The 13,082-nt window shown below is 44.1% G+C and carries 10 protein-coding genes; 6 read left to right on the top strand and 4 right to left on the bottom strand.

Annotation, left to right across the window (positions count from 1 at the left end; translation table 11 throughout):
* Positions 1-22: 22 nt before the first annotated feature.
* From AC1XUD_RS07055 to AC1XUD_RS07035, 5 genes are all read left to right on the top strand, one after another.
* Positions 23-1,234 carry a serine hydrolase domain-containing protein gene (locus AC1XUD_RS07055; protein ID WP_483360271.1) on the top strand — a complete coding sequence of 404 codons (1,212 nt, stop codon included), beginning with the start codon at positions 23-25 and terminating at the stop codon, positions 1,232-1,234.
* A gap of 62 nt (positions 1,235-1,296) precedes the next feature.
* Positions 1,297-3,249, top strand: a complete 1,953-nt coding sequence (nuoL, locus tag AC1XUD_RS07050; RefSeq protein WP_483360270.1) for an NADH-quinone oxidoreductase subunit L — start codon at positions 1,297-1,299, stop codon at positions 3,247-3,249.
* Positions 3,250-3,278: 29 nt separating this feature from the next.
* Positions 3,279-4,943, top strand: coding sequence for a complex I subunit 4 family protein (locus AC1XUD_RS07045; RefSeq protein ID WP_483360269.1), 1,665 nt, complete (start codon positions 3,279-3,281; stop codon positions 4,941-4,943).
* Between the two features lie 59 nt (positions 4,944-5,002).
* A complete protein-coding gene (locus AC1XUD_RS07040; RefSeq protein ID WP_483360268.1) occupies positions 5,003-6,091 on the top strand; it encodes a DegT/DnrJ/EryC1/StrS family aminotransferase in 1,089 nt (362 codons plus the stop codon).
* A 148-nt stretch (positions 6,092-6,239) separates the two neighbouring features.
* Positions 6,240-7,295, top strand: a complete 1,056-nt coding sequence (locus AC1XUD_RS07035) for a Gfo/Idh/MocA family protein (protein ID WP_483360267.1) — start codon at positions 6,240-6,242, stop codon at positions 7,293-7,295.
* Positions 7,296-7,535: 240 nt separating this feature from the next.
* Here AC1XUD_RS07035 and AC1XUD_RS07030 read toward each other — a convergent pair whose 3' ends face one another.
* Positions 7,536-8,957 (bottom strand): high affinity choline transporter 1, encoded by a 1,422-nt coding sequence (locus AC1XUD_RS07030; protein WP_483360266.1) that lies wholly within the window; start codon positions 8,955-8,957, stop codon positions 7,536-7,538.
* 110 nt (positions 8,958-9,067) lie between these two features.
* Between AC1XUD_RS07030 and AC1XUD_RS07025 the strand changes: the two genes are divergently transcribed.
* Positions 9,068-10,423 (top strand): alpha-L-fucosidase, encoded by a 1,356-nt coding sequence (locus tag AC1XUD_RS07025; protein WP_483360265.1) that lies wholly within the window; start codon positions 9,068-9,070, stop codon positions 10,421-10,423.
* Positions 10,424-10,663: 240 nt separating this feature from the next.
* On the opposite strand, the gene AC1XUD_RS07020 is transcribed toward AC1XUD_RS07025, so the two are convergent.
* The 3 genes from AC1XUD_RS07020 to AC1XUD_RS07010 all read right to left on the bottom strand — a co-directional run bounded on the left by AC1XUD_RS07020 (position 10,664) and on the right by AC1XUD_RS07010 (position 12,927).
* Positions 10,664-10,963 carry a Dabb family protein gene (locus AC1XUD_RS07020; protein ID WP_483360264.1) on the bottom strand — a complete coding sequence of 100 codons (300 nt, stop codon included), beginning with the start codon at positions 10,961-10,963 and terminating at the stop codon, positions 10,664-10,666.
* 23 nt (positions 10,964-10,986) lie between these two features.
* Positions 10,987-12,072: a sensor histidine kinase gene (locus AC1XUD_RS07015; RefSeq protein WP_483360263.1), complete on the bottom strand. Its 1,086-nt coding sequence runs from the start codon at positions 12,070-12,072 to the stop codon at positions 10,987-10,989.
* Between the two features lie 273 nt (positions 12,073-12,345).
* Entirely contained in the window at positions 12,346-12,927 is a 582-nt protein-coding gene (locus tag AC1XUD_RS07010; protein ID WP_483360262.1) for a GtrA family protein, read from the bottom strand.
* Between the last annotated feature and the right edge of the window lie 155 nt (positions 12,928-13,082).

Below are 13,082 nucleotides of genomic sequence, written 5' to 3'. Positions count from 1 at the left end.
TTAGTGGCCTTTTAAAAAGCCTATGTTGAAAAAAGTGCAGCCGAAAGTGTGGTGGGGAGCAGGAGCCGCCTTGATTATCTTCATTGTCTCCTGGGGTTTGATTCGGAGAACTCCTACTTCCAAGCCGGGAGTAGCGATGAAAAGAGAAATCGTAGAAAAGCTTGATCCAAAGCCGATTTCCAATCCAAATCCGGAGACATCATTCAAAATTCAAAAGATAGAAGAAATATTTAACCGGAAACGCCGTGCAGGTTTTAACGGAAACGTGCTTGTGGTTCAGGATGGGCAGATATTATATCAGCATTCGTTTGGATATGCACGTCTCAGAGAAAAAGACACGCTGACTGCCGAGTCAAGATTTCAACTGGCATCTTTGTCAAAACCATTCACAGCGGTTGCAATCCTGCAGTTGATCGAAGAGGGGAAACTGAACCTGAATGACTCGATTCAGACTTTCTTTCCTGATTTTCCATACCACGGCGTCAAGATCGATATGTTGCTGAGCCATCGCAGCGGTCTGCCGAACTATGTATATTCTTTTCCAGATAGTGTTCGCCATGGTAAGAAATATCCGTCCAATATGACAATCATGGATTGGTATGCTAAAGTAAAACCCAGGCCGGCTCCATATGGATATCCTGGACGTGGTTTTCAATATTGCAATACGAATTATTGTGTATTGGCGGCCATTGTTGAAAAGGTAACTCATGCCAGTTTCGACAAATACGTGACGGACCATATTTTCATTCCTTTAGGGATGAGTAATACCTTCCTTGTAACAGATAGCTCGTCTGCTGCGTTGGCTAATCGCACAGTCGGACATCAATATGGACATAGTTTACCAAAAGATTATTTCGATGAAGTTGTCGGCGATAAAGGAGTTTATTCAACGACAGGAGATATATATCGTTTTTACAACGGCCTGACAAAAGGATATCTGGTCAATAAGAAAATGCTGAAAGAGGCATTTACGCCCAGAAGTTTTGAGCGAGCTGGTATTCGTAACTATGGATATGGTTTCCGGATGCACACCAATGACGACAAATCTCCAAAATTCATATATCATGGCGGTTGGTGGAAAGGTTACAACACGATGCTTTGGGTATGCCCCAAATCGGAAGCGGTGATCATTGTGCTCGGAAATACATATAATAAGTCGACATATGATTTGAGGGAGTTGCTGGGCGTGGTTGATGGCGACGGAAAGTTTGACGATATTGACAAAGACATTTAATAGAGTTTGAATTCGGGCTTTTATTCAAGATATTTGCCGAATGAATTGAATTCTCCCCATATATGCCCGGCACCACAGATTTATTTCCGGTAAGCTTGCTTCTTGCGATTCCTTTTTTGGCATTTCTGTTCCTGTGGCTTTCGGGTAAAAAATTAAACGCACTTTCTGGTTGGATCGGCGCAGTTGCCACTCTTACGGGGCTGATTTTAAGCCTTGTTTTTACCGATCCGCATCAAATTCAGATATTCAGCTTCGACTGGATTAATATTGGCGACACGGTCATCAACGTCTCATTCCGGCTTGATAATCTGACGTATGTGATGTTGGGGATTGTTCATTTTGTGGCTTTCCTGGTTCAGGTATATTCCACTTCTTATCTCAAGAAGGACGAAAATCTTCACCGCTATTTTTCTTTCATTCAGCTTTTTCTGTTCTCGATGGTGGGTATTGTACTGTCCGGGAGCCTGATCGTGATGTATATATTCTGGGAGTTGGTGGGCCTTTCATCCTATCTCCTGATTGGTTTTTGGTATCAAAAGAAAAGACCGGTTTGGGCGGCCCAGAAGGCATTCGTTATGAACCGGATCGGTGATGCGGCCTTTTTGACGGGTATTCTTTTGTTGTTTTACTATATTGGTTCTACCGACTTTGAAGTGCTTGGTGCTTCCTTGGGAAACATAGAGCCCGGCATGCTCACTTTCATAGGGATATGCCTTTTCGGAGGATGTATGGGAAAATCGGCTCAGTTTCCACTTTCAGGCTGGCTTCCTGATGCCATGGAAGGGCCCACACCCGTTTCGGCATTGATTCATGCAGCCACGATGGTAGCCGCGGGGATATTCCTTTTGGCCAGAATCTTCTTCCTGCTCACACCAGATGCCCAGCTTTTCATAGCAGTTATTGGAACGATCACCATGGTTAGTGGTGCTGTAAAAGCGACTCGTGAATGGGATATCAAAAAGGTATTGGCATTTTCGACGATGTCTCAGCTTGGTTTAATGGTAACATCCGTTGGACTCGGTAGCTGGCAACTGGCGCTCTTTCATTTGGCTACCCATGCGTTTTTTAAAGCCGGATTGTTTTTGTCTGCCGGTTCCGTAATCCACGCCATGCATTCGAACGACCACAGTTTTGATCCGCAGGATATGCGCAATATGGGCGGACTGCGACAGAAATTACCGATCACATTCTGGTGTTTTAGTCTATGTGCGGCCTCACTTGCAGGACTTCCTCTGTTTTCAGGATTCTTGTCAAAAGATGCGATCATCACCGAAGGATTTTTGCATGCTTCCCACATTGGGAACCTCGCTTATATCTTTCCGGTATTAATCATGGCATCTGCAGGACTAACAGCATATTATATGATGCGACAACTTTGGCTGGTATTTTTTGGTGAAACCAGATTTACGTCAGAGCAGGTTCATCCGCATGAGTCACCGGTCGTGATGTGGTTGCCGATGGTTCTTTTGTCCCTGCTGTCGTTTTTCATATGGTTTTCAATGAATCCGTTTAATGCCGAAGGGGGCTGGTTTCTTTCCTTTTTGGGTTTTACAGAATCTTCACATATCAGCTGGGTTCCTTTCGCCGCAACGGTAGTCAGCGCGTTGGCCATATATCTAGCGTTCCGGGAATCGAAAAAGGAAAATCCGTTTGAGGTTCACAGTTTAATATCTTCAGATATCAAACCAGAGCCTATATCATTCTGGTTGCGTGATTATTCCAATGAGTCCTATTTTCTGGTACCTTTCGGTTTTGTCGCCACTCAACTGGGTCGACTTGAAAGAACCGTGGTTGATGGAGCAGTTAATTTTATTGGCAAATTAACAGTCGTTCTGGCTCATCTGGTGAGTTGGGCGGATAGCAAAATTGTGGACGGAGGCGTTAGCTTCATCGTTGTTATCATCCGTTCGGCTGGAAATTACGCTCGTGGCTGGCAAAACGGGAAGATACAGTCTTATTACCTCGTTACTGCGACGGGCATTGTCCTGCTGCTTTTATGGTTAGCAATATTGTAATACAGTTCTAAAATCTGAATCAGTTTTTGATGATTGACCATATACTCACCTTACTTATAGTTCTACCTATTGCGGGCGCATTGGCAGTTGCCGTTTGCCCTGAGTCGCAAGAGAAAAATATCAAGTGGATTGCCCTTTTTACATTGATTCTGGAAACAGTTGCCGGGATCATCCTTTATACATCGTTCAATACTGCTGAAGCGGGATATCAGTTTGCTGAAAATGTCGATTGGATCACGCTTGCCATCGGTTCGCTCGGTATTGTATCGATTGATTATTCGCTTGCAGTTGATGGGATCAGTTTTCCACTGGTTTTATTGGCGGTGATCGTCATGCTTGCCGGAGTGGTCAGTTCATGGAATATTAAGGACAAGGTCAAAGCTTATTTTAGTCTTTATTTATTATTGACGGCCAGCGTTTTAGGTTGCTTTCTGGCGCAGGACTTCTTCCTTTTCTATCTTTTCTTTGAGTTTATGTTGCTCCCGATGTATTTCCTGATCGGTCTTTGGGGTGGTCCAAGAAGAGAATATGCGGCTTTAAAATTCTTTGTATATACCTTCCTCGGATCTTTGCTGATACTGATCGTCATGATCGCATTGTACCTGTCCGTAATTGATCCCGTGGAAACTGCGAGAACGATTGGAATGCTTGGGGCGGGCGAAACGGCATCGGCAGACCTGATCAATTCTATTCAGCAATTGCTGGCCGAAGGAAGACTAGCACCTGAGCAACTCGTGCATACTTTCCGTTTTGAATACCTGACAAACTTCGGCAACTATATCCCGGAATCGATTCTGGGGAATGCATCTGAACTTTACATATTGAATACCCCGGTTCGTCTGCTTGCGTTCTGGTTTTTGTTTGCAGGGTTTGCAGTAAAACTTCCAGTAGTTCCGGTTCACACATGGCTACCTGATGCGCACGTAGAGGCACCAACACCTATTTCGGTGGTTTTAGCAGGTATATTGTTGAAAATTGGTGGTTACGGATTTATTCGAATTGTCGACGGATTTTTTCCATACGAAGCCCAGTACAGTATGATCCCGCTTGGAATTTTGGGTATGATATCCATTATATATGGCGGTTTCAATGCATTGGGGCAAAGCGATATGAAAAAAATGATCGCCTATTCTTCAGTTTCCCACATGGGATTTGTACTGCTTGGTATTGCCGCTTTTACTGCCGAAGGGATCAACGGCGCGATCTATCAGATGGTAAGTCATGGGGTGTTGTCTGCCATGCTTTTCCTACTGGCTGGTGTGATTTACGATCGTACACATGATCGCCAGATCGATAGTTACAAGGGCTTGATAAAGGTAATGCCTCGATATACTGTCTTTGTAGGTATCGCGTTTTTTGCGTCGCTCGGCCTTCCTGGCTTTTCAGGATTCGTTGGAGAGTTATTTACTTTGATGGGTGCTTTCCGTGCAGAAATGATGCCGGTATGGATTCCTGCGCTGTCAACAATCGGAATCGTTTTGGCTGCGGCCTATTTCTTATGGACTTATCAGCGCATGTTCTTTGGTGAACTTTGGTACAAAGGCGACCCTTCAACTTTGACCGATTTGACGTCCAGGGAATATTTATTACTGGCTCCACTCGCGATTTTGGCGGTCGTTCTCGGAATTTTTCCTAATATCATCTTCGATTTGTCGGGACAAAGTGTCGCGGCATTTTTGGCAAGACTCCGTTAGTATACCTAGCTGGAGCGTGTGGATTTTTTGGTATTGTTGAATCTTCAAAACAGCCTTTCATGATACCGTTCTACGATCTCAAAAAGATTAATCAGCCTTATGATAAAGCCATAGAACAGGCAGTAAGCCGCGTTCTGGCGTCCGGTTGGTATATAGCGGGTCATGAGCTCAATGATTTTGAGTTGGCATTTGCCAAATTCTGCGATGCAGGTCATTGCGTTGGTGTTGCCAACGGATCTGACGCGATCATGCTTATTTTCAAAGCCTACAATTTTCCAGTCGGGTCAGAAGTCATTGTTCCTGCGAATACTTATATCGCTTCTGTTCTTCCGCTGTGTAACCTCGGCCTTGTGCCAGTGTTGGTCGAACCCGACCCCGTCACGCTGCTCATTGATCCCGACAATATTGAAGCGCATATTACGGAAAACACCAGGGCAATTTTGACGGTAGACTTATATGGCAAAAGCTGTGATGTAGAACGAATTCTAGCCATTGCCGATAGATACGAGCTTAAAATGGTAACTGACGCCGCACAGGCCCACGGTGCTTTACGTCATGGAAAGAAAGTTGGTTCTGTGGCTCACGCAACTGCTTTCAGTTTTTACCCGACTAAAAATCTGGGCGCACTTGGAGATGCCGGAGCCATAACCACCAACAGTAATGTCCTTGCTGAAAAGGTAAGATACCTGAGAAATTACGGATCCAAGATCAGGTATATGAATGATTATCAAGGCGTGAATAGCCGAATGGATGAAATGCAGGCGGCGGTGTTATCAGCCAAACTTCCTTATCTGAATGCGTCGAACGAAAGGAGAAGAGCAGTCGCCAGAAAGTATGCAGATGGGCTGAGGTTGAAAGGACTGCAGTTACCTCCATTTGCTACGATTGAAGACGATGCCTGGCATCTATTCGTGGTTCGCCATCCGGAACGCAATCGGCTAAAAGAATATCTGTTGAACTGTGGAATTGAAACGGATATTCATTATCCTATTCCGGTTCACAAGCAAAAGGCTTTTCCTGACTGGAATAATCTGAACTTGCCTATTACAGAATCCATTCATCGTGAGGTGCTTAGTCTGCCCCTGAATCCGGCCCTCACCGAGTCTGAGATAACCTTCATTATCGAATCGGTCAATGCCTTCCAATAGGTGTTGATTTCAAATTCTATAATTTTTTGGAATTCCCTAAGCTATTATCGAAAGGTTCTGACACTCCTTGTTTAATTTCGGGCAAGAGTTGATCTTCATCATATTGATCGGGGATATCTACGCTGAGCCTACCAATAACCTATTCATTATGTCCACAGAGCAAAGAACTGTAAAGACCGCCATATTGTCTTATGGAATGTCCGGGAAAATATTCCAGGCACCATTTCTGAATTTACATCCCGGATTTGAGATTACCGGATGCTGGGAAAGAAGCAAGAAATTGATTCAACAGGATTATCCGAACGTACAGAGTTATCCGACTCTGGAGTCTGTATTGGAAGATCGTGAAGTGGAACTGGTGATTGTCAATACGCCGATCAATACCCATTTCGAATATGCCAAAAAAGCACTGGAAGCAGGAAAACATGCGGTGGTGGAAAAGGCGTTCACAGTGACCGCTGCCGAGGCGCAAGAGTTGAAGGACTTGGCGGACGCGAAGGGTTTGAAGCTTTCTGTATTTCAAAACCGCAGATGGGACAGCGATTTCAAAACCGTTAAGAAAGTAATTCAATCGGGCGTTTTAGGAGAATTGACCGAAGTAACGATTGCATACGAACAACATTTGCCAGCCCTTAATGCGAAGGTACATTTGGAAACTCCAAGTCCGGGTGCGGGACTTTTGAGAGATCGAGGGTCACATGCAACTGATCAGGCATTGTCGCTGTTTGGTATGCCAAAGGCCATTTTTGCTGATTTAAGAATCGTTCGCACAGACTCGCAAGTGAATGATTATTTCGATATGCTTTTTTATTACGACAACCTGAGGGTTCATGTAAAAGGCGGATTCATTTGCGCTGGAATGGCACCGGCATATATAGTCCATGGAAAATCCGGATCATTCCTGAAAGCAAGAGGAGACCAGCAGGAAGACCAGTTGATAAAAGGCGTCAAGCCCGACTACGAAAACTGGTGTAAGGAACCGGAAGAAATGGCGGGCATATTGTTTTTGGACAATAAAGGAGCCGTTTCTCATCAAATCGTCCCAACCGAAAAAGGTAATTATGTGGAGTATTTTGAAGGAGTGTATCAGTCGATTGTAAACGAACTGCCCGAACCTGTGACGGCACAGGATGGTGTCAACACCATGACAATCCTGGAAGCTGCAATTAAAAGTAGTGAGGAAAAGAGAGTGATTGAATTGTGAGATTAAGGTGAGAGCGGGTGGATATTGTGTTCATCCGCTCGTATTCTTTAGAGATTTCAAGAAAACCCCAATATGGTTTGCCGGAAGAAATGAGATTGTTAGCAGCTGAAACCGATTTGCAATTTCGCGCTGAAACCGATTTGCAATCGGTTTCTCATGGTTTTGCGTTTGAAACGCTTATGAGATAAAAGGTCAGCTAAAGCCAAAATGACACGCAATACAGCCCAATGAGACTGATAGCTAACGCATAACCCCCAGCCGCTCAAAATAGCTTCCAAAGACCATCCCGGCTAACCCTGCTAACAACCCATATATCTCCGGCGGATATGCAGTCTCGATGGCAATGCACAGAAGCCAGACAACCAAGCCCGCTATCATCGAAAGAACACTCCCTAATTGAGTGGCTTTTTTCCAATATACTCCAGCGGCGAGTGGAATAAAGAGTGATACTAAACTGAAAGATGAAGATTCTGACACCAATTCGAATATACTTTCACGCGTTGTGGCCATCGCGATGCATATGATCGTTATCACCAGAATGGCAACCCGGATGAGGATAAGAAGTTGTTTGTCCGTCAGGTTTGGGTAAAAGAATTTGACAATATTCTCTCCCAAAACAGCCGCTGGGGCCATAATTGCGCTACTTGTAGTACTTAATATAGCCGAAACCAGTGCGCCAAAAAACAATATCTGAACATAAGTTTCGGTATGCATCAATACCATTTGAGGAATGATCATTTGTCCCTGATTGGCAAGGCTGGGATAGAGTTTAACACCCATATATCCGATCATAATTGGTAGAAGCGCGACTGTGAGGTATAGAAATGAAGACAGCAGTGTCGCCTTCACGGAGACGTTTGCTGATTTAGCGGACATCACTCTTTGAAAAACATCCTGCTGAGGGATAGATCCTAACCCGATCGTAATCCAGGCCACAAAATACTCCACATAATTCTTGAAGGTTGCTTCGGGGAAAAAGTTGAAATATCCTTTGGGTGCACTATCAATGAGGGCCGTCGGGTCTTCTGTTTTTTGGAAAAGGACAACCGCGACAACGATCAGACCGATAACGATTAAAATTGTTTGCACAAAATCGGTGATAGATACCGACCACATTCCACCCCAAATGGTATATATAATCACGACACCCGAACTCAGCAATATGCAGTTCAGCAGAGTCCAGCCCAGAACAATTTTAAGAACAATACCCATTGCCAAAAGCTGCGCTGCGATCCAGCTGAAATAGGAGGGAATGATGAGAACCGCGGAAAGAATTTCGGAAACACGCCCATATCGCATTCTGTAAAAGTCACAGAAGGTGATGATGTTCATATTGTAAAATCTGCGGGCGAAGAATATACCCACTAAAAAAAGACAAAGCGAAGCGCCGAACGGATCTTCGATAATTCCTAAAACTCCTTTTTCAATAAAAACGGCCGGTGCGCCCATGATGGTCTCTGAACCAAACCATGTGGCAAACGTCGCTGAAGCAGCAAGAATGAGCGGAAGACTTCTCCCGGCCAGTAGGAAATCGGAGGTGCTGGAAATTTTTCTGGACGCCCAAAAGCCGATCACAAGATTCAGTAATAAATAAACGACAATTGAAATGGCCAGCATGAGCGGTTGGGAATTCCGGGGAATGACGAGTGAAATATTCTGCAAACAAAAAGTCTTGGAGATGATTATCCAAGGTTTATGGAAAAAAAAGGAATAAAATAGGGTATTTGAGGCAACTTGGACCGTCTTGTTACTGCATATCAAATCGACATTATATGAATATCCGACGCTTACTTCTAATTGTTGTATTCTCAACCATTTTCGCTTCTGCTCAGGCGCAGCAAAAACAAAACAAACCAGAGCGAGTGGAATGGTTTCAGAATCTGGGTTTTGGCATGTTTATCCATTGGAATGTGGATGTTAGCCTGGGTGCGGTGATCAGTCATTCACTTGCGGGCGCTTCCGACGAATATGTGGACAAGTATATGAAGGAGTTGCCAACGTTCTTCAATCCCAAGAAATTTGATCCGGACGAGTGGGCCACGCTTGCACGTCTTGCTGGGATGAAATATGTGGTTTTCACGGCCAAGCACCATTCCGGATTTTGCATGTTTGACAGTAAGTCAACCAGCTTTAACGTCATGAATACTCCCTTCAGCAAGGATGTGACGAAGGCGATTACGGATGCATTCCGAAAGCAGGGAATTGCGATCGGGATTTACTTTTCTCCTGAGGATTTTCTGTTCTTTTATCAAAACGGTATACCACTCGGCCGTTTGCAGGATCAGAGACAATTTCCAATGAACAATCCGAAACTGATGGAATATGACAAGCAGCAGATTAAGGAACTGTTGACGAACTACGGAAAAATTGATATCATGTTTTTTGACGGGCCGGGCGATGGTCTTCGTGAATATGCATGGAGTCTGGCACCGGATTTGGTCATCACCCGCGACGCGATGAATACTCCGGAACAGAATATCCCGGACAAAGCCTCTCCAAGGCCTTGGGAAGCATGTTACACAATGGGCACCGACTGGCAATACAAGCCTACCAATGATCCGCAGAAATCAGGCACTGAAATTATTAATATGTTGATCGAGATCAGGGCAAAAGGCGGGAATTTTCTGTTGAATGTCGGGCCAAAACCGAACGGAGAAATTCAGATCGAGCAGGAATCTTTATTGAGAGAGATTGCACTCTGGAATTTTGCCAACAGCGAGTCGATATACAATGTGAAGCCTCTTTCGGTGATTCGCGACAAGAATATCTGGTTTACACAATCGAATGATGAAAAATATATCTACGCCTATATCACACGCAAAGAACCCGAGGAGTGGACGTATGGCACGAGAAGAGATTTTCTGTTTCCATTGATCGAAGGGAATTCTAAAACCAAGGTGAGTATACTGGGTTATAAAAGTGAGCTTGTGGAATATGTCAATAATTTTGATGCCACTGTAAAGACATTTCCTACGCCACTTGGTCTGGCAGTAAGTGCAGTAAACGGCCAGCGTTTTTATACCAATCGCAGATGGCCGAATGCCGTCGTTTTGAAAATTGAAAACGCGAAATTCAAGGAACAGGGGAAAGACAAAACCTCACAATCAGGAATCGACGGAGCAAAATAACGTGGGGATATCTGTTAGAGAATGTTTGCCAAATCGGAGTTTCGATTGAGACCAGTGTGGAAAACCAGGCAAAAAGTTGTGTGTTTTAACACTTATCCACACAGGAAAACTAAGTTATACAAATTGTAGTCTTCTCATATTGAGGGTATTAATAATTTATCCACACTTATTAACATTCCTATTCACCGTAAATGTGGATAAAATGTGGATAAGTGTGGATAAGTGTGGATAACGTTATTTTTATGCTTCCACATCGTAGATCACTACCTTCTCCCAAAGGTGAGCGCAGTCTTCTACGAATTTTTTGTGGAGTGGGTGAACCTGGTATACGTCATGACCCGCTTCGTCATCGAAGATCAGGATTTCGGCAAAGTCGTAAGTAGCGTCGATTACCGGACGGCGCGTTGCAGCTGGCGGTCCGATATATACAGACTTGATGGACTCGATAGCTTCCAGGGATTTGATACCCGCAAGAAGTGCTGCACTTGCTTCGGCGTTATCTTTTTCTTTTAACCAGAAGAATACGTTATGAACGAACATAGAACTTGTTTATGAATAGTGAATTATTGATTTGTTTCGTGAATCGTGTGCTCCTGTTTTTCAGGCTCACTTGCGTGGACTTTATCAAGTTTAAAAGAAAAAGTGGTACCCTTATCCGGCTTGGACATCACCGTGATTTTAGCATTGTGAGCATTGATGATATGTTTCACAATCGCTAAACCAAGTCCTGTGCCGCCCCGTTCTTTGGACCTGCTCTTGTCTACCCTATAAAACCGCTCAAAAATACGATTTAAATGCTCTTCCGGAATTCCAGGCCCATTATCCCGAACGGCTATTTCTACGTTTCTTTTGTATTCTCGGAAATGTACGATCACTTTTCCGCCTTCATTGCCATATTTTATCGCATTTTCCACAAGGTTCAGCATCACCTGCTCAATCCGGTCCTGATCGGCTTTCACGAAAACCTCTTTGATATCATCAGGTTTCACTTTAAGCGTAACCTGACGGGTGGTCGCAATATGCTCCAGACGGCCAAATATATTAAGGGTCAGCGCATGCATATCTACCGGCACCAGATTCATCTTTATATCACCCGTTTCCATCTGAGACAGAACCAAAAGGTCTTTCACCAGCACATCAAGGCTATCCAGATTATTGGCAGCTTTGATCAGGAAACGTTCCCGAACTTTCTCGTCGTCCATCGCTCCTTCAAGTAACGTGTGAATAAAGCCCTGAGCCGCAAAAATCGGTGTTTTGAACTCATGGGAAACGTCGGCAAGGAATTCACGCCGGAACAACTCCAGTTTTTTGAGCTCATCAATCTCCTTTTGCTTTTTTGTCACGTACACGAATATTTCATCGTTGATCGTTTTCATGGGATTAGATTCCCGGATCAGCTTTTTACGTGGAGTCATATTGAAATCCTTCATTTTCAGCTTATGAATCGTACGGTACATCTTGTTCACTTCGCGGAACACAATGATGTCAACGGCATACAATACCAGAAAAAAGGAAGAAACCGCACTGGAAACCGCCACGACGAAGAGCATTCCAGAGCTGACCTCGGGAACAAACGCAAGGAATGAAGTCGTGATAACAGATATGAGAAGTGCCAGTACAATGGCAATGGATCGGGGACTGAGCGTCATAATCTTAGGGCTGTCGGCTTTAAGCTATCGGCGATCGGGACGGACGCCGGAGATGTTTCAGCCGATACTATATATAAACGATTAAATATGCATAAAGTTAATAATCTGAGTTTAGGAAAGCATGATTTATTACGGGGAAGGGGAGTTTGTTAATGTTGGGATAATATGCGGGACGGGGGGAAGGGAAGAAGGGGGGAAGGGAAGATGGAGGAAGGAACGAAAGGGGGGAATGGCCAAGGGGTAAAGGTTAACGGCTGGCGGTACTTAACCGTATTACCTTTTAACCCTGTCCCTTATATCGTTATTTTCAATCAGGCTCGTTTCTCTTGGTGCCCGGAAGCTGATATATCTTTGGAAGAAATAACTGAATGTGGCTAGGATTACGGCAGCTAATGTTTGAGATGGAGTTGCCCAGAAACCACAATATCCCGCGAAAAAGTGTAGTAGGAAGTAGTTGAAAATGATATTTAGAATTTGGAGAGAGGCATATCTGAATAGCTGGATCCTACCTTTTAATTGTGATTCCTGAAAAACCACAAACTTGGAAAGGAAGAAACCAATCGGGAAGCTTATCACAAGAGACACTGCATATGCAGCAATATATCGCGTCATAGAGACTGGCCCAAGGGAAATCCATTCTTCCGTTTTTCCTGATACGACTTCCGTGTGAAGGAATGGAGTCAACAGAAAATGATGGCTAACGAAAAATATAAACAAGCCCAAAACAGTCACGCCACCGCCACAAGCAAGGTACCTGAACGTTTGAACAGGAATAAGCTTACGAAATGGCGGATAGAAGAAATCAATGATCGCTAAGATGATTTCTTTGATGAAGGTGATGGGTTTTTTAGACATTTTGGTTTTATGAAAGGAGACGGGAAAAGGGCTAAAAGGTGAACGGGTTAAGGGTTAACTGCTCGCTTATTTTAACCATCAACCCAAAAAATAAGGTTCAGAAAACATTGATTCTGCCTTTCCAAGGTCAACCTTTTTCTGGACGTGACACGCCT

The sequence above is a fragment of the Dyadobacter sp. HNCC25DJ184 genome, from assembly GCF_056895215.1.
Note: the sequence above shows the minus strand (reverse complement) of the source record. Positions and strands in the feature narration are given on the sequence as shown.